We start from the raw sequence: 23,738 nt of genomic DNA, 5'->3' as shown, positions 1-23,738 counted from the left end.
CGATCCGCTCAGCGGACCGAAGCCATGTCCCGTCCACTCAGCCGACCGAAGCCATATTTCGTCCGCTCAGCCGACCAAAGCCCGCTGACGCACGACTTACCGACGCGCGGGCGCCTGGCCCGCGGGCGGGTGTCAGCCCGCGGCGCGCTTGAGCTTGCGGCGCTCGCGCTCGGACAAACCACCCCAAATTCCGAAACGTTCATCATGGCCAAGCGCATATTCCAGACACTCAGCACGTACATCGCAAGCGCGGCACACTTTCTTGGCCTCGCGAGTGGAGCCACCCTTCTCCGGAAAAAACGCTTCCGGATCCGTCTGCGCACACAGGGCGCGCTCCTGCCAGCCCAACTCTTCACCGTCTGTGCCGTGCGCCAGCGGGATGAGCACCTCACTGCCCATAGCGCACCTCCTAGCCCCGTGGAGCCCCCCTGGTCACGCCTTCCCCTCTCCCCCGGGAAGGCAGAACTACACCGATGAAATTACACGCGTGTCTGACCACAGACGTCAAGCCGAATCAGGCGCCGAGGGTCTAGCGAAGCTAAAGAAACCCAGTTGACCTGCGGAGACACGATTACGAACCGTGCGGTACGAAGCGCGGACTGATCCGGGAGAGTGTTCGCTCCATGCCGCCTTTTGGGGGGCTTTCCGGCCGACCGGTTACTCGGGCGGGCGGTACGAGTCCGGCGCCGGCGGCTGGTCCGACGACGAGCTCTCCGGCTTGTCGTCCTCCGGTTCGGGCTTGGGCGACTCGGAGATGCCGCCGTAGGCGCGGGTCCACTCGCCCTCGAGCTCGTCGCTCTGGGTCGGCGGCGGGGCCTGCTGCGGCCCGGACGCCGGGGCGCCCGGCTGCGGAGCGGAGGGCGGACCCGACTGCGGCTGCGGCGGCATGGGCGGCGCCGGCGGACGCCCGGGCTGCGGCTGGACCGGCTGCGGCTGGCCGGGCTGCGGCTGGCCCGGGTGCCCCGGCTGCCCGTACGGACCCGTGCCGTACGGCGCCGGAACGTAGCCCTGCTGGGGGTACTGCTGCTGCGGCGGCTGACCGTAGGCCGGCGGCTGCTGCCCGTAGCCCGGCTGGCCGTAGGGCGGCTGCATGCCCGGCTGGCCCCAGCCCTGCTGCGGGTACTGCGGGACCTGCGGCGCCGGCGGGGCGGAGGTCTGGTAGGTGTGCAGGACGTAGTAGCCACCGACGGCGAGCACGGCGAGCTTGGAGAGCCCGTACAGCAACATCATGATCTTCTGGGTCGTCGCCCTCTCCAGCAGGATGCCCTCGTCGGAGGAGCCCGCGCCGAGGCCGGCGAGCATGCAGATGATGGTCAGCAGGCCGACGACACCCAGGACGATGAGGGCGGCGAGGGCGACGTTGCGGGCCTGCCGGGTCGGCGGGCCGCCGAGCTTGGTCACGAGCAGCACGGCCACCACGACCACGCCGGTGACCGTCACGCCCATGAAGAAGGTGTCGGCGACGACGTACTGGAAGGCTTCCATCGTGAAGGGCGTTCTGCCCCGGCCGAACAGCAGGCCGATCAATCCGGACAGGATCTGCAGCGCGACCGCTGCGAGCAGAACCCATGCTCCGGGCTCCCGCAGCCGCTGTACGTCTTTGTTCACGAACCAGCTCCAGTGAGTAATCGGTTTGTGTCAGCTTCGCACAAGCGGACGGCCCGTCGCATTTGGTCTGGCCCAGTGATGCCAGACTTGTCCACATGCGCATCGTGGCACTCGCGGGCGGGATCGGCGGAGCCCGTTTCCTGCGCGGACTCCGGCACACCGCTCCCGAAGCGGACATCACCGTCGTCGGCAATACGGGCGATGACATTTCTCTCTTCGGTCTGCGGATCTGTCCCGATCTCGACACCGTGATGTACACCCTCGGCGGCGGCATCAACGAGGAGCAGGGCTGGGGGCGCGCGGACGAGACGTTCACCCTCCGGGAGGAGCTGGCCGCGTACGAGGTGGGGCCCGCGTGGTTCACCCTCGGCGACCGCGACTTCGCAACGCACATCGTGCGCACCCAGATGCTCGACGCCGGGTACCCGCTGTCGGCGGTCACCGAGGCGCTGTGCGACCGGTGGCGTCCGGGTGTGCGCCTGCTGCCGATGACCGACGACCGCGTGGAGACGCACGTCGTCATCGAGGACGACGCGGGAAAGCGCGCGGTCCACTTCCAGGAGTGGTGGGTGCGCCTGCACGCCGCGACCCCGGCGCGGAGCATCGCGGCGGTCGGCGCGGACGACGCCAAGCCGGCCCCGGGCGTGCTGGAGGCGATCGAGGCCGCCGACCTGGTGATCCTGCCTCCGTCCAACCCCGTGGTCAGCATCGGGACCATCCTGGCCGTACCCGGCATCCGCGCCGCGGTGGCGGCCAAGACGGTCGTCGGGGTCTCGCCGATCATCGGCGGCGCCCCGGTGCGCGGCATGGCGGACGCGTGCCTGACCGCGATCGGCGTGGAGACCTCGGCCCGCGCGGTGGCCGCGCACTACGGCCCGGACCTGCTCGACGGCTGGCTCGTCGACACCGCGGACGCCGACACGGCCGGGAACCTGGACGGCATCCCCGTACGGGCCCGGCCCCTGCTGATGACCGACCTGGAGGCCACCGCGGACATCGCCCGCGCGGCGCTCGACCTCGCCGAGGAGCTACGGGCGTGACCGAGCGAAGCGAGGGAACAAAAGACGCGCCCCCGTGGTCACTCCCTGCGACGCAGGACTCATGACCGAGCGAAGCGAGGGAATCGGGAGCACGCCACAGTGGTCACGCCCTCCGACGGAAAAGGACTCATGACTCAGACGTTCGAGGTCCTCGGCGTACCCGGGCTGCCCGAGGTCCGCGAGGGCGACGACATCGCCGCGCTGATCGCCGGCGCGGACCTCCGCGACGGCGACATCGTCGTCGTCACCTCCAAGATCGTGAGCAAGGCCGAGGGGCGGGTTCTCGTCGCGGACGACCGCGAGAAGGCCATCGACGCCGAGACCGTGCGCGTCGTCGCGCGCCGCGGCGACACCCGGATCGTGCAGACCCGGCACGGTCTCGTCCTGGCCGCCGCGGGCGTCGACGCCTCCAACACCGAACCCGGCACCGTGCTCCTGCTGCCGGTCGACTCCGACGCGTCGGCCCGCCGCATCCGCGCCCGGCTGCGCGAGCTGACCGGCGTACGCGCGGGCGTGATCGTCTCTGACACGCTCGGGCGGCCGTGGCGCGTGGGCCTGACCGACGCGGCGATCGGCGCCGCCGGCGTACGGCCGATGGACGACCTGCGCGGGCGCACCGACGCGTACGGCAACCTGCTCACGGCCACGGCGACCTCGGTGGCCGACGAGATCGCCTCGGCGGCCGAGCTGGTCAAGGGCAAGCTGGCCGGCGTCCCGGTGGCGGTCGTGCGCGGCCTGTCGCACCTGGTCACCGAGGAGGACGGGCCCGGAGCACGGGTGCTCGTGCGCCCCGCCGACGAGGACATGTTCCGGTACGGCTCCGCGGACGTCGTACGGGCCCGCCGGACGATACGCGAGTTCACCGACGAGCCGGTCGACCGCGCCGCCGTACGCCGCGCGGTGTCCGCCGCGATCACCGCGCCCGCCCCGCACCACACGACGCCGTGGCGGTTCGTGCTGGTGGAGGAGGCCAAGGACCGGCTGCTCGACGCCATGCGCGACGCCTGGGAGGCGGACCTGCGCGGCGACGGGTTCTCCGAGGAGTCCATCACGCGCCGCCTGCGGCGGGGCGAGGTGCTCCGGCGCGCCCCGTACCTGGTCGTGCCGTGCCTGGTGACGGACGGCGCGCATCCCTACCCGGACGCGCGGCGCTCCCGCGCGGAGCGCGAGATGTTCCTGGTCGCGATGGGCGCGGGGGTGGAGAACCTCCTCGTGGCACTCGCCGTGGAGGGTCTGGGGTCGTGCTGGGTGTCGAGCACGATGTTCTGCGCCGACGTCGTACGCGAGGCCCTGGACCTGCCGGCGAACTGGGACCCGATGGGCGCCGTCGGCGTCGGCCACGCCGCCGCGCCCCCGCGCGACCGCCCGCCCCGCGACCCGGACGACTTCATCGAACTCCGCTGAGCGCCGCTACATCACCGGCCCGCGTTGAACGCGGCGATCGCGGCGGGCAGCTCGGCGAGGCTCTCGACGCGCATCGTCGGCGTCACGTCGGCGTCGTCGATGTAGGCCCACGGCCCGCGGCGGATGTGGGCGGCGCGCATCCCGGCGGCCAGCGCCGGGCGGATGTCGTTGTCCCAGCGGTCGCCGACGTACAGGATCTCCTCCGGCGGGCGGCCCGCCTCCCGCGCGACGCGGGCGAAGAAGCGCGGGTCCGGCTTGCGGAGCGACCATTCGTGGCTCGTCCCGACCAGGTCGGCGGGCAGGCCGAGGGCACGCAACAGGTGCCCGGCCCGCTCGGTCTGGTTGCCCGCGATCCCCACCCACAGGCCCGCCTCCCGCAGCGCGGTCAGCGCCGGGCGTACGTCGGGGTAGAGGTCGTCTTCCTCGATCAGCTCCGGCCGCCCGGCCGCCTCCCGTCGCGTGCGTTCGCGGGCGAAGTCGAAGCCCGGGCGGAAGACCTGGAAGATCTCGGCGGCGTCGCGCCCCCGCGCCATCAGCGCGCCGAGGACGGCCGAGAACGTGTGGCGGGGGACGCCGAGCCAGTCGGCCCAGGCGGCGTTCTCGCGCGTCTCGTCGACGAGGACCTCGCCGACGTCGAAGGCCACCGCGGTGATCACCGTGCTGCCTCCAAGGATCATTATCGCGGCCTCTCATCAGGCGTGTCACCCTTCCGGAGGATGAATTCTCCGCCCTCCGGCGCCCCCTAGCGTTGCCGTCGGGAAGCGTTTTTCCGAGCCGCCGGGAGGTAGCGGAATGCCGCAGGACGGCAACGGTGGCGGGGCGGAGGCGGCACCCGTGGAGCCCGCGCTCGCCGAGGAGCCGGTCGCGATGACCGGCGTCACGGCCGACGCGTGTCACGGGCCGGCGCGCGTCACGACACGATGGGCAGGAAGTGACCCACGCCGTCCGTGGCGCGGGCCGCCGCGGCGCGTTCGGCCGGGACCTCGCCGTACGTCGTCGTGCGCTGGCGCGCCGGGCGGCCGGCGCGGGTGGCGATCTCCTCCAGGGCCGACATCGTCTTGAAGGAACCGTTCTCCGAGCCCGCCATGCGGCTGATGGTCTCCTCCATGAGGGTGCCGCCCAGGTCGTTGACGCCGCCCTGGAGCACCTGGGTGCACAGCTCGTCGTCCAGCTTGACCCAGGAGCACTGGATGTTGGGGATCGCACCGTGCAGGAGGATGCGGGCGAGGGCGTGCACCGCGCGGTTCTCCCGCCGGGTCGGGCCGGTACGGGCCAGCCCGGCGAGGTAGATCGGCGCGTTCTGGTGCACGAACGGCAGGAGCACGAACTCGGTGAAGCCGCCCGTGCGCTCCTGGATCGAGCGCAGCAGCTTCAGGTGTGCCACCCAGTGCGCGGGCGTGTCCACGTGCCCGTACATCATCGTCGAGGTCGTCGGGATGCCCAGTTCGTGCGCGGTGGTGACCACCTCGACCCACTCGGCGGCCGGCAGCTTGCCCTTGGTGAGCACCCAGCGCACGTCGTCGTCGAGGATCTCCGCGGCGGTGCCGGGCAGCGAGTCGACGCCCGCGGCCTTGGCCTCGGTCAGCCAGTCGCGGATGGACAGGTTCGTCCGGGACGCCCCGTTGACGACCTCCATCGGGCTGAACGCGTGCATGTGGATCCCGGGCGCGCGCTTCTTCACCTCGCGCGCCAGGTCGAAGTAGGCCGTGCCGGGCAGGTCGGGGTGAATGCCGCCCTGCATGCAGACCTCGGTCGCCCCGGCCGCCCATGCCTGGTCGACCCGGTCGCCGACCTGGGACAGCGAGAGCGTGTACGCGTCGGCGTCGGTGCGCCGCTGGGCGAAGGCGCAGAACCGGCAGCCGGTGTAGCAGACGTTGGTGAAGTTGATGTTCCGGGTGACGACATACGTCACGTCGTCGCCGACCGCGTCGCGCCGCAGGTCGTCGGCGAGGCGGGCCAGCGCGTCCAGCTCCGGGCCGTCGGCCTGGAGCAGGGCCAGGGCCTCGTCGTCCGTGAGTCCGCCCGGGTTCCGCTCCGCGCTGCGCAGCGCCGACGCCACGTCCGCGTCGAACCGCTCCACCGGGCGGATCCGGCCGCCCACCTCGGCCCAGTCGCCGTACACCTCGTCGAAGTCCTCGCGGCGGTCGGAGGTGCGTCCGGCGGTGTCGATGGAGACGTGCAGGTCCGTACGGCCCTGGTCGGCCCAGCCGCCGTCGGGTTCCTGCCAGGGCAGGCCCTCGGGAACGACGTCCTCGCGGGCCAGGCCGGACGGCTCGGCGAGCGCGGCGACGTGCGCGGACAGGCGCGGGTCGAGCCAGGGCTCGCCGCGCCGGACGTACTCGGGGTAGATCGTCAGGCGTTCACGCAGCGTGAAGCCGCTCTCGGCGGTGCGCGCGGCGAGGTCGTCGATCTGGGGCCACGGGCGCTCGGGGTTGACGTGGTCGGGGGTCAGCGGTGACACGCCGCCCCAGTCGTCGATGCCCGCCCGCAGCATGAGCGCGTACTCGGCGTCGACGAGGTTGGGCGGCGCCTGCACGCGCATCTTCGGGCCGAGGACGAGCCGGGTCACCGCGATCGTGGCGGCGAGTTCCTGGAGGTCGGCGTCGGGCATCGACCGCATCTTGGTGTCCGGCTTGGCGCGGAAGTTCTGGACGATGATCTCCTGGATCCCGCCGTACTCCCGCGCGACCTTGCGGATCGCGAAGACGGACTCGGCCCGGTCGCGCACGGTCTCGCCGATACCGATGAGAATGCCGGTGGTGAACGGCACGCTGGACCGGCCCGCGTCCTCCAGCACGCGCAGGCGTACCGCCGGGTCCTTGTCCGGCGAGCCGAAGTGCGCCTGACCCCTCTCCTCGAACAGCCGGCGCGAGGTCGTCTCCAGCATCATCCCCATCGACGGCGCGACCGGCTTGAGCCGCTGGAAGTCCTGCCAGCTCATGACGCCGGGGTTGAGGTGCGGCAGCAGGCCGGTCTCCTCCAGAACCCGGATCGCCATCGCGCGTACATAGGACAACGTGTCGTCGTAGCCGTGCGCGTGCAGCCACTCGCCGGCCTGCTTCCAGCGGTCCTCGGGCCGGTCGCCGAGGGTGAACAGCGCCTCCTTGCAGCCCAGCGCGGCGCCCTGGCGTGCGATCTCCAGCACCTCGTCCGGGCTGAGGTAGGGAGCGTCGAGACGGCCGGGCACGGTCGCGAACGTGCAGTAGCCGCACCGGTCACGGCACAGCCGGGTCAGCGGGATGAACACCTTGCGGCTGTAGGTGATCACGCCGGGCCGGCCCGCGGCCTCCAGCCCGGCGTCGCGTACGCGCGACGCGTGTTCGAGGAGTGTGTCGAGCTGCTCTCCCCGGGCGCCGAGCAGCACTTCGGCCTCGGTGACGTCGAGCGCCTTGCCGTCGCGGGCGCGGGCGAGAGCCCGTCGGACGGCGGTCGGCGAAGGGAGTCCGCCGGCGAGATCGGTCAAGAGCCCTCCTTCGTCGGAGAACGGACCGGGCGCACTGCGGGTTCGATTCGCTCACTCCGTTCGCTCATGTCCGGAACATACGCCGAGGCCCCGCCCGGTATTCCCGCCGCCCCCGGCGATGCGACCGAACCTTCAGCATCGCTTACCGGTTCCGTGCAGAATTCCTCGCTGGTGCTGAACGGTTCGACGGCGCACACTTAAGGAGTGAAACGACGAACACCCCTTACCGCGAGGAGACCGTCATGACCTGGCTCGTCCTGTCCTTCTTCGTCGCCCTTGCGGTGATCGGCCCCGTGTACGGCGCCGACACCCGCGACGGCCGCCCGAGCCGCTTCGGGCCGGTGTGGCGCCGTCAGAACGCCCGGTAGTCGCGTACGGGCATCCGCGGCCCGCGGCGCGGCGGGCCGCCGCCGGACAGCTCCAGCATCCGGGTGACCCGGTAGCGGTGCCCGGCGTACGGCTTCAGCAGCTCGAGCATCCCGGCGTCGTCGACCTTCCGCCCGGTCAGGGCCCAGCCGACGATTCCGGGGATGTGGTAGTCACCGACCGAGACCGCGTCGGCGTCGCCGAGGGCCCGCTGCCGCACCTCGGCCGACGTCCAGACCCCGATGCCCGGCAGTGAGCGCAGCCTCCGGTCGGCCTCGGCCGTGTCGGAGACCTCCAGCCGGCTCGCCACCCGCGCGGCGCCGATGATCGTACGGGCCCGCACCGCCTCGATCCCCGACCGGTGCCACTCCCATGACGGGATGGTGACCCAGACCCGGGGCGGCGGCGGCACCCGCAGCGGCCATCGCAGGTGGGGCGGCTGTGGCCCGGGCGCGACCTCGCCGAACCTCCGCACGAGGTAGCGCCACGCGCGCCAGGCCTCCTTGCCGACGACCTTCTGCTCCAGCACGGCCGGCACGAGCGCCTCGAAGACGTTGCGGCTCCGGCCGACGCGGAAGTGGCCGAACCGCGCGGCGGCCGTGCGCAGGACCTCGTGCGCGGGCGTGAACGACGTCGGGTCGTCGGCGGCGCCGAGCAGCTCGGGCAGGCCGTCGAGCAGCCACTCCGCCCCCGGCCCCCACGCCCGGCCCTCGACCGTGTCGCCGCGCAGCAGGACCCGCAGCGTGCCGGGGCCCTCGGGCGTCGTCGACGCACGCCACACCGCGCCGTCGGGACCCACGGTGTACGCCGGGTCGCCCGAGCCGCGCCGGTGCGGGCCCAGCGTCAGGCCCAGGTCGACCGGCCACGAGGGCCGCCACTCGCGGGTGAGCATGGTTCTCATCTTGACCTTAACCTGCGCGGTTCTGTGCCATTCGACGGTGTTCGCGATGCCTACAAGGAGGCGAACCAGCGTACGACCTGCGGCATGGAGCGGAACGCGGAGCCGGTGTGGTCGGTCGCGCCGACGTCGGTCAACGGCGCGTCGACCCGGTGCTGGCGCAGCTGCGCCTGGCAGTGCCGCGCGTTGAGGATGGCCACGTCCTTGTCGCCGTGCGCGGCGAAGATGCGGATCGGCACCCTGGGCCGCCAGCTGGAGCAGGTGTCGTCGTTCTCGCGCATCGCCCGCGCGAGGGACCCGTCGGGGTGGTCGAGCCGCGCGGCGAACTCCGGCCGGAGCAGCTCCTGCGGCGTCGCGGGCAGTCCGGCGACGATCTGTGGCGCGCTGTGGTCACCGTCGAAGAGAGTTTCCACGGTTTCGCTGTACGGCTTCTGGAACGCCTCGGAAGGCGACGTGTAGAAGTGATGCAGCCGGTTCATCGACGTTATCCAGTAGCCGAGGTAGAAGGTGACCTCCTGCGGCGAGAGCTGGTCGCCGTGGAGACCCACCGGGATCTCGGCGTGCTCGACGTCGTACGGACCACTGATCGGCGCGAGCGCGGCGAGTTCCCCGCGTGCCTGGAGGGCACGGCCCAGTGCCATCGCCGCCGCGCCGCCCTGGGAGAAGCCGGTGACCCGCACCTTCGAGGTGAGCGAGCGGCCGTGGTCGGCGGCGACCGCACGGGCCGCGCGGAGCATGTCCAGCGAGGCCGTCGTCTCCGAGGCGTGGTCCATGTACGGGTGGTGCCCCGGCCCGAGGCCGAGCCCGAGGTAGTCGGGAGCCACCGCGCCGAACCCGGCACCGGCGACGAGCGCCGCCGCGGCCCGGTCATAGCTCTCGGCGGAGGTCGTCGCCGCGTCCAGCCTCGTGGCGTTCGTGCCGTGCTCGTAGGCGACCGTGCGCAGCGTACGGTCTTCGCTGCGCGGCAGGACGAGCAGCCCGCTGGCGGTGGTCGGCGCTCCCGCGGGGGTGACCGTCCGGTAGACGACCGCGTACTCGTCGATCCCGTACCTGGGCTCCGGCGACCCGAAGTTCATTTCGTCCAGGTACGAGGCCGTCTGCTCCCGGGAGAGGCCGGCGATCTTCTTGGCGGAGACCACGCGGCCCCGTCCGTCCGGACCGTCCCTGTGCATGGCCGCGTTGACGACGTGATGTGAGGTGGCCGACAACTGACCGGGCGCCGCGGCGATCCCGGCCAGGGCGAGACCGGCGAGAGCGGCGGATGAGAGGATCTTCATGCCGACGAAACTAGGCACGCCGCCTGTCCCGCCCCAGCCGGTCAGGCCCCCGACCGGGGTGTAGCCAGCACCACCGCCGGGGCGTGCTCAGACGTCGGAGGAGAACCGGACCGCGGTCGGTGGAAGCTGGGTGCCGGGCCACAGCCGCAGGCCGCCGCGCAGTTCGTTACCCGCGCCGACCATCGCGCCGTCGCCGATCACGGTCTCGTCGAGCACCGCGCCCGCGCAGATGCGGGCGCCCCGCCCGATCACCGAGCGCGAGACCCGCGCGCCCTGCTCGACCACGGCCCCGTCGAACAGCACGCTGGACTCCACCGTCGCGCCCGACTCGACCACGGCCCCGGCGCCGACGGCCGTACCGCCGGACACGGCCGCCTCCGGGGCGACCACCGAACCGTTGAGGAACAGCACACCGCCGCCGGGCGTGACCGCCGGCGACGTCATCCGGCCGAGCACGAGGTCGCACGAGCCCTGCACGAACGTGCTCGGCGTGCCCACGTCGAGCCAGTACGCGCCCTCGACGTACCCCATGATCGTCTCGCCGGCGGCGAGCAGGCCGGGGAAGGTCTCGTACTCCACCGAGACGACCCGGCCCTCGGGGATGGCCTCGATCGCCGAGCGCCGGAAGACGTAGCAGCCCGCGTTGACCTGGTTGGTCGGTGGGTTCGGCGACTTTTCGACGAACTCGATGACCTTGCCCTCGGAGGTCGTCGGCACGGCGCCGTAGCGGCGCGCGTCGTTGACCAGCGTCAGATGCATCGTGACGGCCGCGCCCGACTTGTCGTGCATGGCGATCTGGGCCGCCAGGTCGTGGCCGGACAGGATGTCACCGTTGAGCACGACGACCGGGCTGTCGGCGTCGCACGTCAGCTCGCGTGCGGCGTTGCGGATCGCGCCGGCCGTGCCGAGCGGCTCGTCCTCGGTGACGTAGACCAGCTCCAGGCCGAGCCGCGACCCGTCGCCGAACGCCTCGGTGAACATCGACGCCCGGTAGGACGTCGCGAACACGATGCGCCGGATCCCGGCCGCGCGGGCCTTCCTGAGCTGGTGTTCCAGCAGTGGCACGCCGGCGGTGGGAAGCAGCGGTTTGGGGGTGGAGATGGTCAGCGGCCGCAGCCGCGTGCCCTTACCTCCGACCAGCAGAATCGCTTCCAGCGTGTCCCTCCCTCATCGGTGTGGCGGCCACACTACTGTTCGGCGGCGCGCTGGTAGGAAGCGAGATGCGCCTCGGCGGACGCCGTCCAGGTGAACTCCGCGGCGCGGGCGGCCGCCGCCTCGGCCAGCGCGCCGCGGCGGGCGTCGTCGGCGATCAGCGTGCTCAGCGCCGCGCCGATGCTCTCGGCGTCGGGCTCGGTGTAGGCGACGGCGTCACCGCCCACCTCCGGCAGCGACGAACGGTGCGTGGTCAGCACGGCCGCGCCGCAGGACATCGCTTCCAGCACCGGCAGCCCGAAGCCCTCACCCCGGCTCGGCAGCGCGACGACGAGCGCGCCGCCGAAGAACCCCCGCAGTGACGACCAGCGCAGATAGCCCGGACGCAGCACCCGCAGCTGGTGCGGGACGTCGGCGAGCGCCGCGTCGACCTCGTCGTCCCAGCCGCCGCTGCTCGCGAGCACGAGCGCGGGCGCGTCCTTCAGGCCGTCGACGGCGCGCACCCAGCCGCGGATGAGGTTCGGGACGTTCTTGCGCGGCTCCAGCGCGCCGAGGAACGCGATGTACGGGTGGCCGTGCAGGCCGAGCCGGTCGGAGACGCGCCGCCGCTCCTCCTCGCCCGGCGGGTGGAAGATCGCGTGGTCGACGCCGTGGTAGGCGACGTCGATGCGCGTCGGATCGGCCCTCAGCAGCCGGACCATCTCGTCGCGCGTCGCCTTGGACGGCACGATCAGCCGGGCCGCGCGGCGTACGGCCGTGCGCGTGGCCGACTTGATGTAGGTCGCCTTGACCGGGTTGTGCACCTCGGGCTCGACGAAGTAGGTGACGTCGTGCACCGTGACGACCACGGGCACCCCCGGCCGCAGCGGCGTCGAGTAGTACGGCGCGTGGATGACGTCGGCGCCGACCTGCTTGGCGACGAACGGCAGCCCGGTCTGCTCCCAGGCCAGCCGCGCCGGCCGGTGCACGATCGCCGGCGGGCCCGCGACCACGCGGGCCTTCGGCGCGAGCGCGGCGTAGCGCTCCTCATCCGATCGCTGGCAGGCGACGGCCAGATCGGCGTCCGCGCGGTGCAGCGCGGCGATCAGGCCGTCGACGTATCGCCCCAGCGCACCGCGGTCAGCGGGTACAGCGGTCGCGTCGACAAGGACCCGAGGCACCACGTTGACAGTCGCCCCCTCGTTAGGTGCCGAAGTGGTGGGGATCACTCCCCGATCGGAAGCCTACGCCGATCAGTCCGGAACGGGGGGACGTCACTATTTCTTGCGCGCCCTGATCAGCACGATGCTGCCGCGGTCGTTGGGACTGCGGCGATCCGCGAGAGCCACGAGTGGCGTCAGCGGCGCGGCGGCGTTGAACCCGACCCGGCCTCCGTACGCCGACAGCGACAGGTAGAGACGCTCGGTGGTCCGGCTGCGGAACTGGTAGGAGTAGTCGGCCAGCTCCATGCCGCGCTCGGTGAGCAGCCCGGCCAGGCTCTCGTGCGTGTAGGTGTGCTGCACGTGGTACTTGTCGCAGTGCGCCTCGCGGAGCTTGGGCCAGTCGTGGGACCGGCTCAGCACGTCGGCGGACATGAACAGCTCGCCGCCCGGCTTGAGGATGCGCGACATCTCGTCCAGCGCGGTGCCGCCGTCGTCGAAGTGCTCGATCGCGCAGACCGACAGCAGCGCGTCGAAGGACTCGTCGGCGAACGGCAGCTTGAGGGCGTCGCACTCGATCAGCGCCGGCGGGTGCTTGAGCGTACGCCCGTAGAGCATCTTGCCGCGGGCGAGGTCGATGGAGACCGCGTACGCCCCGCGCTTGCGCGCCTGCCCGGCCCAGTAGCCGTCACCGCCGGCGACGTCGAGCACCCGTTTGCCGCGCAGGTCGTCGCCCATCCAGCGGAGAAGCGTCCCGGCCTCACGGAAACGGCACACGTGCACCTGATGGCCCACGAAGGCCTTTGCGTCGTTGAGTTTCATCGAGGTCGCGGCGTGGAGACTCCGGTCTGCGAGCCAGAGAGGAAACGCCCCTTGCCCCCTTCTGCTACTTTGAGTGAGTCCACGATAGCCAAGCGGATTCGCGGCCGGGCGGGCCGTGACAGCGCAGGGAGCCCTCCAGTCGTCAGACGGGGCCGTGAACTGCGAACCACCGGCACTCCTGTTCGAGAGGTCGGAATCTCCCGTCTTCAGGCGGGAGAGGACGTCAAGGCGGCCCCACTCTACGGGTCGCGGCGGATGGATATCTCCTGATCATCGACTGTTCATCCGCATGCCCCGTGTCGCTCTCGGTACCGACTACCCTGACCGGGTGATTTCCCGGCTGCGAGCGAGTCGTCTGCCGCGCGTGGCGCTGGTCGTCGTCGCGCTCGCCTTCTGCGTGTACGGCCTGGCCTCGCGCTGGGACGACACCCGGCACGCGCTCACGGCGTTCTCCTGGCCGTACATGGTCGCCGCGCTCGTCGCCGGGATCGTCGGGCTGGCCACCTGGATGCTGGGCTGGCGATCGCTGCTGGCCGGGATGGGCTCTCCGCTCCCCCTGCGGGCGGCCGTACGGGTCTACTTCGTCTCCCAGCTCGGCAAGTACATCCCGGGCTCGGTGTGGGCGCTGGTCGCCCAGATGGAGCTGGCGAAGGAACATCACGTACCGCGCCAGAGGGGCGCGACGGCGGCGCTGCTGGCGATGGCCACCACGATCGCGAGCGGCTGCGCGGTGGCCGCCGTGACCCTGCCGCTGACCTCGTCCGACGCCACGCATCGGTACTGGTGGCTGCTGGTGCTCGCACCGATCTTCCTGGCCCTGCTGCACCCGCGGATCGTGGCGTGGACGCTCAACCGGGCGCTCCGGCTCGCCCGGCGCCAGCCCCTCGACCGTACGGCGGGCCTGGGCACGATGATCCGCGCGGTGGCCTGGACGGCGCTGGGCTGGCTGCTGTTCGGCGCACACGCCTGGCTGCTCGTCCGCGCGGCGGGCGGATCGGGCTTCTTCCTGTCCACCGGCGCGTACGCGCTGGCGTTCACCGCCGGTTTCCTGGTCGTCATCGCCCCAGGCGGCGTCGGCGTACGGGAGGCGGCGCTGACCGTCGCCCTGGGCCCGGTGCTGCCCGCGGGCGCCCCGCTGGTCGTCGCCCTGGCCTCCCGGGTCGTGATGACCGCCGCCGACCTGCTGTGGGCGGGCTCGGCGGTACTCCTGGGTTCCCGCCACCCGGCCGTCGAAGAGGCCGAACTCCTGGAGCAACAGCCGGAGACCCGGTAGCCACCGGCTCCTCCCGACCACGGCGGCCTGATGAATGCGCCGCCTCCTCCGGCAGCACAAGTCCCGGCCGGAAGGTGCGCCACCAACCGAACGCAATTCTGATAAGCGACATTCCGCGGGGTCTCTACAGTGCGCCGACCCCACATATCCCCAGGGCTTGGTCATTCCAGGTAGGCACCATGCGAAGAAGACCGAGGTCAACGAGCCGTCGATCATGATTCCCCGATGATCCCGGCCCGCTCTCTCACGGCAATCTCAGCCCCCATAACCGGACACTAACGTCTATGCGCGTCCAAAGACGAACAAGGGGACGATAGTTCCTGCGACGCCCGATCCGATCATGTACATTGACCCGATTAAAAGGGCATTAAACCCCGTTTAACCGGAGGAATGATGGCTCCAGTCATGACCTCGGGCTTGGAGACGTGATGGCCGGTCGGTCCCGCACGGACACCGGCGACGCCCCGGCCAACGGCCACGGAGAGTCAAAGGGCGGCATCGTACGCGTGACGGTCGCCGCCGACGGACTCGTGGAGAGCGTAGAACTCGCCCCCAAAGCGAGAAGGCTCGACGCGCACATCATCGCCGACCATTTCAAGCAGGCGATGCGCGCCGCACAGCTCGACCGGGCCAAGCAACTCGAGGACGCCAGACAGGCCACCGACGCCGAGGAGAAGGCGCTGGAAAAAAAGCTCGCCGAGATCAACGACGAGTACACACGCCAACTGGAAGCCTGCGATCGCATGATGCATGACATCGTGCGGGCAATGGGAGACTGATCACGGTGGAAATCAACACCAAGGCTTTTCGCGACGCCGCCACGGCGATAGATCAAGCGATTGACCAGCAGCCCGATTACCCTTTCTCAAGTTTGAAAATTCAGATACCGGACGACAACGGGTTTCTGTGGGCACCCAACGACGACAGCTCACTGTTGCGCGCATTCACTGATAAATATAGCGCCACACGGCACGCCGGATACGGCGCACGGGAAGAGATAATCGCGGAACTGAATCTGACCTCGAGTGGACTTCTACAAATGGCGAAGATGATGAAAGATACAGAGAACATCAATATAGAAGACATCTTCCGGCCACTCCTCAAATCCTAGCCGAGGACAGGTAAGTGCCATGACAGAAAACCTGCACGCCTTGGAATTCCCTGACGAACTATGGGATGTCAAAGAACGGGTGGGAGTCTCCTATCCGGACGAAGACGTCTGGTTCGTCGATATCGCGATACAGGACTGGACAAATCTACAGAAGCAAATTCAGGTCCTCAGCGCGCACCCCGCACACGCCATCGCCCAGGTGGGAAAGAACAAGAGCGATGCCGTGGACTCATTTCTTCGTTTCTGGACGACCCGCCCGCTCGCCCATCATGCCGACCTCGCAACCGGCGCCGGCCTAACGGCGGGCGCCATGCTGGCGGCATGGCGCGTCGTCCTGGCATACCAGAAATTCATGATCGACAACTTGCGGACCCTCAAGAAGTACCTCCACGACAACGAGAAGTACGCCTGGGCAAGCTTCCTTCCCGGCGTGACCGACGATGGGACTCGCACGAAGAATGCTGTCAACGCCGTAAACAAGACAAAAAAGCTACTAGTGGACGAGCGCAAGAAGGCTATTGGAAAGATCGCTCAGTATGCCACGGATCTAGACAAAGCAAAGAAGCTCTTCGACGGCATTGAAAAAGACATCCTCAAGCGCGAAGGCTTCCGCTGGAAATCAGATCCGACCGGCGAGGAGAATTGGCTGGAACCCCCAAAGCTGGGGAGCTGGGTGGGATCATATCCCTACGAGTGAAGGGATATCGGCGCTGCGAATCGACCTTCGAACGGCGATGGCTGCGAGCGTCTTGAGCGTGTTGATCGATGCCGCTGGTACCGCCCGTGGAGCGGCCGGTACGCAGTTGACATGCACCGCCCGCGATCTCGTCGGTTCGCAGCGCCGCCCGGCTCACCGACCCCGAAGCGTTGGCTGCGGGAACAACTTCGGCGGTTCGCGACTTTCACCGTGAGACGTCGCTGCCGTACGGGCGGCGCGCCCGGAAGGAGACAGCCCATGGCCGGCGAGACCATGACCGTGACCGACGCGACCTTCGACGAGGCCGTGCTGGCGAGCGAGACGCCCGTCCTGGTCGACTTCTGGGCGAGTTGGTGCGGCCCCTGCCGCATGATCGCCCCGGTGCTCGACCAGATCGCCGAGGAGCACGGCGACAAGCTGAAGATCGCAAAGCTCGACTACGACGCCAACCCGGACGTCCCGAGCCGCTACGGCGTCATGGGGCTGCCCACCCTGCTGCTGTTCAAGGGCGGCGAGCCGGTGCAGCAGATCGTCGGCGCCAAGCCCAAGCGCGCCCTGCTCAAGGAGCTCCAGCCCCACATCGAGGGCATCAACGCCTGAGACGGGCCAGGCCACTCACCCCGGAGCGTTCACCCGGCGCGACGCCCAAGGAGGCGCCCCGGGTCGAACGCGACGGGAAACGGCCGGCTCAGCTCCACCGTCTCCCCCGCGTTCCCCTTCGCGCGTCCTACACGGCCTGCTGGGATACGGCGGCTTCGGGGCGCAGGTCCTTCAGGTGGAGCCGGTGGTGTGGTTCGTGGGGAAGCGCGAGCGTGCGGGTGATGTGCAGCTCGGGTCCGGCGTGGAAGAGTTCTCCGGGCTCCATCAGGCGCCAGCCGGGGTTGTCGTCCATGCGTTCGCTGGCGACCACGACCGCGGGCTCGCCGGCCAGCGCTCGGGAGTGGACGCGCATGTGGCCCGCGGTGCCGCTGTGGTCCAGGTGCCGGTCGCCGTGGTGGCCGCCGCGTCGGCGTTCGAGCACGTACAGAGTGTGGGTGTCGGGGTAGCGCAACGCCCACAGGCCGTCCGCGGTCGTCAGGATCAGGTTGAGGGAGTAGACGGGCAGGCGATCGGCGATCCAGCGGGCCGCGTGGACGATGCCGCCGGCGACGTCCCCGCCGTGAGCCCGGATCTCGCGCGTGATCAGGGCGAAGAACCGTTCGGAGTCGGTGTCGCCGTGGACCAGCGCGATGTCCGGGCCGAGTTCGGCGTCGAGCTCGCTCAGGTTCTCCAGCACGCCGTTGTGCGCGAACAGGCGCCCGTCCTGTTCGAACGGGTGAGTGTTGCGCCGTTCCAGGCCCCCGGTGGAGGCGAAGCGGATGTGGGCGAGGAAGGTCGTGGATTCGACCTGCCTGGCCTCGGCGGCGAAACACCGGTCCTCGTACGCGGCGATGGGCGCCTTGCGCAGGCACGGGGAACCGTCGGCGTCGAAGTAGCCCAGCCCCGTGCCATCCGGCTCTCGCCGACTCTGGTCGCTGAGACTGTCAGGGGCGTCCAGCAGCCAGAACGTGGCGTGCGTACGCCGCGGCGAACTGCTCATGCCGAACAGACGGCACATCGCGCACACTCCTCACGTCTTGATGCCATGCGTGAAGGCACCTGCGTCGCCGCAGTCCCGGTGAGGCTCGCGCTGCCGGTGCAGGCGCGGCAGGATCCGGCGGAAGTCCTCCAGGAGCAGGTCGGCCAGGTCATGACTGAAGCCGTTGCGGACGACGATCCGCAACACCGACAGATCGGTACGGTTCGGCGGGAAGGTGTAGGCGGGCACCAGCCACCCGCACTCGCGCAGGGCGGCCGAGACGTCGAAGACGGTGAAGTTGGTGATCTCCCGGCGCAGCCGGAAGGCGAACACCGGCGTCTGGCCGCCGTCGGTGAGCAGTTCGAAGGGGCCCAGCGCCGCGATCTCGCCGGCCAGCCGCGTGGCGACGTCCCGGCACGTACGCTGGACGCGGCGGTAGCCGTCGAAGCCCAGCCGCAGGAAGTTGTAGTACTGCGCGATGACCTGGGCGCCGGGGCGGGAGAAGTTCAACGCGAACGTGGGCATCTGCCCGCCCAGGTAGTTGACGTGGAAGACCAGGTCGTCCGGTAGCGCGTCGGCGTCACGCCACACCACCCAGCCGACGCCGGGCATGACCAGCCCGTACTTGTGGCCGGAGGTGTTGATCGACGTCACGCGGGGCAGGCGGAAGTCCCACGTCAGATGCGGGTCGAGGAACGGCGCGACCATCGCGCCGGAGGCGCCGTCGACGTGGATCGGCACGTCCAGGCCGGTCCGGTCCCGCAGGTCGTCCAGCTCGGCCGCGACCTCGGCGACGGGTTCGTAGCTGCCGTCGAACGTCGAGCCCAGGATGGTCATGACCCCGATGGTGTTCTCGTCGCACAGCTCCACCGCCTTCTTCGGGCTCAGGTGATAGCGGTCGCCCTCCATCGGCACGTAGCGCGGCTCGACCTCGAAGTAGTTCGCGAACTTCTCCCAGCAGACCTGGACGTTGACGCCCATCACCAGGTTCGGCCGGTCGGCCGGCCGGCCCTGGGCACGGCGGCGGTGCTGCCAGCGTCGTTTGAGCGCGAGCCCCGCCAGCATGGCGGCCTCGCTGGAGCCGGTCGTCGAGCATCCGACCACGTGCCGGGGGTCCGCGGCGTGCCACAGCCGGGCCAGCATGTGCACGCACCGGAGCTCCAGCTCGGCGGTCTGCGGATACTCATCCTTGTCGATCATGTTCTTTTCGGAGCACTCGGCCATGAGCCGCCGGGCCTGAGGCTCGGCCCAGGTGGTGACGAACGTCGCCAGGTTCAACCGCGCGTTCCCGTCCAGCATCAGCTCGTCGTGCACCACCTGATACGCGGTCGCCGGATCCATCTCCCCGTCCGCGAGGGCGTACCGGGGAACGCTCACCGGCTCCCGGCTGAAGAGGGGATTCGCCTCCAGGTCCCGTACGAAACGACCGCTGCGCTGCGGCTTCTTCAACGCCATCTGCTGACATCCCCCGAAGCTGTGCGCTCGACAGCGCCCATGAGGCCGGCAGGAGCCGTACCCGGCGATCACAGAATTCCCCGCGCGGCGCGTCGCGACGCCCAAGCGATCTTCAATCTACGGCGAGGCCGGGCCCACGCGATCACGGAGACCGGCGCGCCGCGCCGGGCGAAGGTCAGTGACTGAGCAGTTGCTCCAGGTAGGCGACCCAGTGCGGCTCGGCGTCCACCGGCTTGACCCCCGCGCGCAGCCGGGCCGGCTCGCCCGGGGCGTAGAAGCGTCTCAGCGCGTCGGTCAGCGAGTCGACGTCGTCCGGCTCGCACAGCAGGCCGTCGATGCCGTCGCGTACGTGGTCGGCGAGGGTGCCGGCGCGGGTGGCGATCACCGGGATGCCGTGTTCGTAGGCCATGAAGACGTTCTGCGACGCCGTGGCCGTGCGGTAGGGCAGCACGAGCGCGTCGGCGCGGGCGAACAGGCCCGGCACGTCGCCGGCCGGGACGTACCCCGGCCGCAGCTCGACCCGGTCGGTCAGGCCGAGTGAGGAGATCAGCGTGCGGGTCTCGTCCACTCCGCCCCAGAACTCCCCGGCCACGGTCAGCGAGACCCCGTCGAGGTTCGCGAGGGCTCTCAGGAGCACGTCCAGGCCCTTGTACGGCCGGACGATGCCGAAGAACAGCAGGTGGTTCGCCGGCTCGGCGTCGGGGTTGATCACCCGCTCCCCTCCGGTGGGGGTCGGCAGGTGGGCGGGCAGCCCGGCGGTGACCACGGGCGTGCCGGGGGCGAGGTTGCGGGCGAGCTGCGCCTGCTGCGCGGAGTGCACCAGGGCACCGTCCGCGCGCCGCAGCAGCCGCCGCATCAGCGGGACGTCGTAGGGCTTGCGCTCGTGCGGCAGGACGTTGTGGCAGAGGGCGATCACGTGGGGGCCGTGCGGCCGAGGCCTGCCAAGACCACGCGCCATGCCGAGGTAGGCGGGGACCTGGACCGGCGAGAGCACCACCAGCACCACGAGGTCGAAGGAGCGCAGGCGCCGTCCCGTGCGGATCCAGCCGTCCGGGCGGTACCAGGCCAGCGTGCGGCGGGTGCCCGGGAACGGCACGCCCTCCGGGGTGGAGATCGTCTGCTCGCCCGGATAGAGGAAGCCGGGGTACTGGGCCTTCCACGACTCGATCGTCACGTCGTGGCCGGCCGCGGCGAGCCGGTGGGCCAGCTCGGTCGTGTGGTGTGCGCCGCCGCCCTTGTACGGGAAGGCGGGACCGACGATCGCTATCTTCACGTGTCTCCCCGCGACCGCACGATGAGGTCGGCGAGCAGGGCCAGCGACGCGATGATCATGCCGGTCACGAAGATCATGACGGTGTTGTTCGCGAACCGCACCGGGTGCACGATCAGGTCGTAGACGCCCTTGGCGATGCCCAGGCCGAGCAGCCACAGCGCGGGCGGCATCAGCACCTTGAGCGGGTTGAAGTACATCACCATCCGCAGCACCTGCAGGATGTAGCGGTAGGCGTCGTGCACGAAGTGGAACTTCGACTTGCCGGCCCGCTTGGCGTAGTCGATCGGGACGTACCGGACGTCGTGCTGGTTCGACATGAACGCCAGCGTGATCGTCGTGACGCAGGAGAAGCCGGGGGGCAGCAGCTTGAGGTACGGCTCGGCGACGTCCCTGCGGAAGGCCCGCAGACCGGAGTTGAGGTCGGGGATCTTCTGCCCGGCCAGGTGCTCGGCCGTCTTGCGGATGAACCACTTGGCCGGCACCCGCAGGATCTTGTGCGTGCCCTCCTCGCTGGTCCGCGCGCCCACGACCTGGTCCACGGTCGGGTCCTCATCCAGGATGTCGACCAGGTCCGGGATGCGTTCGTTGGGGTAGCTCATGTCCGCGTCGGTCCAGACGACGATGTCGCCCTTGGCCTGCTGGGAGCCGATGCGGCGTACGGTGCCCGAGCCTCCGTTGCGGTGGAAGGGGACCACCTGCATGTGCGGGAAGTTCGGCGCCGCCTCCTCAAGGCGCGCCAGCGTGCCGTCGGTCGAGCAGTCGTCCACGGCGAGAAGCTCATAGGTGTGGCCACTGGCATCCATCGCCTTACAGATGCGCTCGACCTCGTCGATGACGTGGTCCTGCTCGTTATAGCACGGCAGGACGATCGTCACGTGGGGCGTGTCAGTCACGCATGGCGAGGATACTCGGACTGGCTGGGACACGAGCCAAGGGTACGCACTGTTCACCCTGCGTACACGGGAACGGCCATCCAGACGTTGATCGTCAGTGACCAGGTGCCGTGAGGAGCCTCGACGAGGCTGCTCGAATCGCGGCGTGTGCTGACGTGATAGACGTGCCGCGCCGTGCCGTACGGTGCCACGTCCACGGCGTTCGCGCCCAGCAGCACCGGGCGGCGGCCGGCCGCGACGACCTTCTCACTGATGCGCTCGACGTCCTCCGACGCGGCGGTGTCGGAGCCGGGCCGCACCCGGATCCGGGCGGACGGCACATCGCACATGCCGCGGATGAGCTGGCTGAAGCGGTCGGCGGTCACCCGTTCGATGATCAGCACGGTGGGGCGGGGGCCGAAGCTGCGGCACATCGACCGGGCCTGCGCCACCTCGCCCTGCTCCGTCGGGGTGAACGCCATGCTCGCGGAGGTCCGCACGGTGGGCGCCAGGACCATCAGGACACCGACGACCGCCGTGCCGCCGGCGATCTGCGGCCCGTACCCCAGCCGCCGCACACTCCGCACCGCCCAGGCCATCACCCACAGCGCGAACAGCAGCAGGCCGGGCAGCACCACGACGATCAGCCGCCGGCTCGCCCAGGGGTGGTCCGGCGTGATCCCCGGCCGCCACAGCGTGGTGACGGTCGTCCACGCGATCACCGCGTACGGCAGAAGCCAGTCGGTACGGCGGCGGAGCAGCAGCTTGCGCAGGAGCAGGCCCGCGCCGATCGTGGCGAGAAGCACCGCCGGCACGCCGATGTACCACCTCACCCAGTGCAGGCTCAGCTCCGAGTACTGGCGGTACGGGTCGGCGGGCAGCCGCAGCGACTTCTGCAGGGCCGCGATAAAGGAGGCGTTCGCCTCGTCGTCGGGGTTGTGCGGCACGCGCCGGACCGTCTGCAGGCTCGGCCGGGCGGCGAAGAACGCCATGATCGCGAAGACGGCCGCCAGGGCCAGGTCGGGCAGCCGGAACCTCGTGAGGTCGGGCAGGCCCCACCTCCGCACGACGACGACCGCGACCGCCGTGACCAGGAGCACGGCCCCGCCGATGTAGAGCAGCGGGACGAGCGACCCGCGGACGTAGTGAAGGTAGGGGCTCGACAGGGTGTACCCCTCGAGCAGCCCGGCGCCGACGCCGGCGACCAGCCCGGCGAACAGCGCCGGTCCCGTGCGCCGCCGCAGGCCCACCAGCAGACCGGCGTACGCGACCACGGGCAGCACGTCGCGCAGCCCGTCGATGCGCACCAGGACGGTCAGCCCGAGCGCGAGCCCGCCGAGCAGCGCGGGCAGCCCGCGGTTCGCCCGTACGGCGTCGAGCGTGAGGGCCAGGCCGCCGCACATCAGCACGAGCGCGGGGGTCTCGCTGTAGATCGACCGCGAGATCATCATCATCGGCCAGGCCAGCGCCAGCAGCAGCGCGCCGGCCGGCGCCCACCGGGGCCCGACGAGGCGCGCCGTCAGGCCGCCGAACGACAGGACCGCCAGCGCCCCGATCACCGGCATCGCCGCGAGCATGGCGTACGAGCCCGCGAGGTGCCCGACCGGCGCCAGGATCATCGGCGTGCCCGCCATGAACTGCGGCCACAGCACGCCCCCGCGCTGGTAGAACGCGGGACTGCCGAACGACAGCGCGGGGTCCGCGCCGCCGAACGGGGCCAGGGCCGGGCGGATCGGCAGCGACCCGTGGCCGGCGAGCCAGGTCGCGAAGTTGAAGTACGACGCCGGGTCCCGGCGCACCACGATCTGCTCGGAGAAGGTCAGGAGCTGCAACACGCAGAACGCCACGGTGACGGCGAGCAGGCCGCCGACCGCCCACCACGTACCCCAGCGCGCCTCGGGCGGGCGTGCCGCCCGCAGGCCGAAGGTCAGCACGGCGGCGGCCACCGGCACGAACAGCGCGATCGCGGGCAGCGGTGTGAACACCCCGGCCATGAGCAGCGGCAGCGCCACCACCAGCCAGGAGACCAGGAGCAGCGCCGGGGCGACGGTCAGGCGGGCCAGGAAGACGCCCGCGCGGGCCTCGCCCGGGTCTCTCCTGTCCCGCTCATCCGTCGGTTCGGGAGCAACTACCGACACGACGATCCGTCACCTCCGCCCCGGAGGTGGACCTGGAGGTGGAGTCGCCCTGACGGCGGTGCGTCCGTACGGTCCCGGACCAGCTCATCGACCAGCACAAGGAGCCAGGCTAGGACACGGAGCGCAACGGAGGGGTCTCCCCGACACGAACCTCACGCACACGGCGGGCCCGCCGACACCCGGGTCGTCCAC

Annotated in this window: 22 protein-coding genes; 8 read left to right on the top strand and 14 right to left on the bottom strand. The window is 70.6% G+C overall.

What is annotated here, in order from left to right; genetic code table 11:
• Window positions 1-132: 132 nt before the first annotated feature.
• Window positions 133-399 (bottom strand): WhiB family transcriptional regulator, encoded by a 267-nt coding sequence (locus ABEA10_RS42660; protein ID WP_285579166.1) that lies wholly within the window; start codon window positions 397-399, stop codon window positions 133-135.
• A 258-nt stretch (window positions 400-657) separates the two neighbouring features.
• Entirely contained in the window at window positions 658-1,608 is a 951-nt protein-coding gene (locus tag ABEA10_RS42655; RefSeq protein ID WP_345474026.1) for a hypothetical protein, read from the bottom strand.
• Window positions 1,609-1,703: 95 nt separating this feature from the next.
• Here ABEA10_RS42655 and cofD point away from each other — a divergent pair, with 95 nt between their 5' ends.
• Window positions 1,704-2,648 carry a 2-phospho-L-lactate transferase gene (gene cofD, locus ABEA10_RS42650; RefSeq protein ID WP_345474025.1) on the top strand — a complete coding sequence of 315 codons (945 nt, stop codon included), beginning with the start codon at window positions 1,704-1,706 and terminating at the stop codon, window positions 2,646-2,648.
• Between the two features lie 129 nt (window positions 2,649-2,777).
• Window positions 2,778-4,052, top strand: coding sequence for a coenzyme F420-0:L-glutamate ligase (locus ABEA10_RS42645; protein WP_345474023.1), 1,275 nt, complete (start codon window positions 2,778-2,780; stop codon window positions 4,050-4,052).
• An 11-nt stretch (window positions 4,053-4,063) separates the two neighbouring features.
• Here the strand turns inward: ABEA10_RS42645 and ABEA10_RS42640 are convergent, their stop codons facing one another.
• Window positions 4,064-4,729 carry an HAD family hydrolase gene (locus ABEA10_RS42640; RefSeq protein ID WP_345474021.1) on the bottom strand — a complete coding sequence of 222 codons (666 nt, stop codon included), beginning with the start codon at window positions 4,727-4,729 and terminating at the stop codon, window positions 4,064-4,066.
• Between the two features lie 233 nt (window positions 4,730-4,962).
• Window positions 4,963-7,515, bottom strand: a complete 2,553-nt coding sequence (locus ABEA10_RS42635) for a bifunctional FO biosynthesis protein CofGH (protein WP_345474019.1) — start codon at window positions 7,513-7,515, stop codon at window positions 4,963-4,965.
• A gap of 242 nt (window positions 7,516-7,757) precedes the next feature.
• Between ABEA10_RS42635 and ABEA10_RS42630 the strand changes: the two genes are divergently transcribed.
• Window positions 7,758-7,883 carry a hypothetical protein gene (locus ABEA10_RS42630; protein ID WP_345474018.1) on the top strand — a complete coding sequence of 42 codons (126 nt, stop codon included), beginning with the start codon at window positions 7,758-7,760 and terminating at the stop codon, window positions 7,881-7,883.
• On the opposite strand, the gene ABEA10_RS42625 is transcribed toward ABEA10_RS42630, so the two are convergent.
• The 5 genes from ABEA10_RS42625 to ABEA10_RS42605 all read right to left on the bottom strand — a co-directional run bounded on the left by ABEA10_RS42625 (window position 7,868) and on the right by ABEA10_RS42605 (window position 13,169).
• Window positions 7,868-8,773, bottom strand: coding sequence for a DNA-3-methyladenine glycosylase family protein (locus ABEA10_RS42625; protein WP_345474016.1), 906 nt, complete (start codon window positions 8,771-8,773; stop codon window positions 7,868-7,870). The genes ABEA10_RS42630 and ABEA10_RS42625 overlap by 16 nt on opposite strands.
• A 59-nt stretch (window positions 8,774-8,832) precedes the next feature.
• Entirely contained in the window at window positions 8,833-10,056 is a 1,224-nt protein-coding gene (locus tag ABEA10_RS42620) for a dienelactone hydrolase family protein (protein WP_345474014.1), read from the bottom strand.
• An 87-nt stretch (window positions 10,057-10,143) separates the two neighbouring features.
• The gene (gene manB, locus ABEA10_RS42615; protein WP_329262160.1) at window positions 10,144-11,196 is read right to left on the bottom strand and encodes a mannose-1-phosphate guanylyltransferase; all 1,053 of its coding nucleotides are present in this window, start codon (window positions 11,194-11,196) and stop codon (window positions 10,144-10,146) included.
• A gap of 47 nt (window positions 11,197-11,243) precedes the next feature.
• Window positions 11,244-12,368 carry a glycosyltransferase family 4 protein gene (locus ABEA10_RS42610; RefSeq protein ID WP_345474012.1) on the bottom strand — a complete coding sequence of 375 codons (1,125 nt, stop codon included), beginning with the start codon at window positions 12,366-12,368 and terminating at the stop codon, window positions 11,244-11,246.
• A 96-nt stretch (window positions 12,369-12,464) separates the two neighbouring features.
• Window positions 12,465-13,169 carry a class I SAM-dependent methyltransferase gene (locus ABEA10_RS42605; protein ID WP_329251440.1) on the bottom strand — a complete coding sequence of 235 codons (705 nt, stop codon included), beginning with the start codon at window positions 13,167-13,169 and terminating at the stop codon, window positions 12,465-12,467.
• A 328-nt stretch (window positions 13,170-13,497) separates the two neighbouring features.
• Here ABEA10_RS42605 and ABEA10_RS42600 point away from each other — a divergent pair, with 328 nt between their 5' ends.
• The 5 genes from ABEA10_RS42600 (at window position 13,498) to trxA (ending at window position 16,850) form a co-directional block, all read left to right on the top strand.
• A complete protein-coding gene (locus ABEA10_RS42600) occupies window positions 13,498-14,442 on the top strand; it encodes a lysylphosphatidylglycerol synthase transmembrane domain-containing protein (RefSeq protein WP_345474009.1) in 945 nt (314 codons plus the stop codon).
• A gap of 428 nt (window positions 14,443-14,870) precedes the next feature.
• The gene (locus ABEA10_RS42595) at window positions 14,871-15,221 is read left to right on the top strand and encodes a YbaB/EbfC family nucleoid-associated protein (RefSeq protein WP_345474007.1); all 351 of its coding nucleotides are present in this window, start codon (window positions 14,871-14,873) and stop codon (window positions 15,219-15,221) included.
• A gap of 5 nt (window positions 15,222-15,226) precedes the next feature.
• On the top strand, window positions 15,227-15,553 hold the full coding sequence (locus ABEA10_RS42590; protein ID WP_345474005.1) for a hypothetical protein: 327 nt from the start codon (window positions 15,227-15,229) through the stop codon (window positions 15,551-15,553).
• Window positions 15,554-15,572: 19 nt separating this feature from the next.
• The gene (locus ABEA10_RS42585; protein ID WP_345474003.1) at window positions 15,573-16,250 is read left to right on the top strand and encodes a hypothetical protein; all 678 of its coding nucleotides are present in this window, start codon (window positions 15,573-15,575) and stop codon (window positions 16,248-16,250) included.
• Window positions 16,251-16,508: 258 nt separating this feature from the next.
• Entirely contained in the window at window positions 16,509-16,850 is a 342-nt protein-coding gene (gene trxA / locus ABEA10_RS42580) for a thioredoxin (protein WP_345474001.1), read from the top strand.
• Between the two features lie 127 nt (window positions 16,851-16,977).
• On the opposite strand, the gene ABEA10_RS42575 is transcribed toward trxA, so the two are convergent.
• The 5 genes from ABEA10_RS42575 to ABEA10_RS42555 form a co-directional block, all read right to left on the bottom strand.
• A complete protein-coding gene (locus tag ABEA10_RS42575) occupies window positions 16,978-17,847 on the bottom strand; it encodes a class II glutamine amidotransferase (protein ID WP_345473999.1) in 870 nt (289 codons plus the stop codon).
• Between the two features lie 12 nt (window positions 17,848-17,859).
• A complete protein-coding gene (gene gad, locus ABEA10_RS42570) occupies window positions 17,860-19,263 on the bottom strand; it encodes a glutamate decarboxylase (protein WP_345473997.1) in 1,404 nt (467 codons plus the stop codon).
• A gap of 175 nt (window positions 19,264-19,438) precedes the next feature.
• Window positions 19,439-20,536: a glycosyltransferase family 4 protein gene (locus tag ABEA10_RS42565; RefSeq protein ID WP_345473995.1), complete on the bottom strand. Its 1,098-nt coding sequence runs from the start codon at window positions 20,534-20,536 to the stop codon at window positions 19,439-19,441.
• Entirely contained in the window at window positions 20,533-21,429 is an 897-nt protein-coding gene (locus ABEA10_RS42560; RefSeq protein WP_329251393.1) for a glycosyltransferase family 2 protein, read from the bottom strand. Before ABEA10_RS42560 ends, ABEA10_RS42565 begins: the two co-directional genes overlap by 4 nt.
• A gap of 53 nt (window positions 21,430-21,482) precedes the next feature.
• Window positions 21,483-23,546: a hypothetical protein gene (locus ABEA10_RS42555; RefSeq protein WP_345473992.1), complete on the bottom strand. Its 2,064-nt coding sequence runs from the start codon at window positions 23,544-23,546 to the stop codon at window positions 21,483-21,485.
• Between the last annotated feature and the right edge of the window lie 192 nt (window positions 23,547-23,738).

Source organism: Actinoallomurus oryzae, assembly GCF_039541955.1.
Taxonomy (GTDB): domain Bacteria; phylum Actinomycetota; class Actinomycetes; order Streptosporangiales; family Streptosporangiaceae; genus Actinoallomurus; species Actinoallomurus oryzae.
The sequence above is the reverse complement of the archived record's forward strand: the minus strand, read 5'-3'. Positions and strand labels throughout refer to the sequence as shown.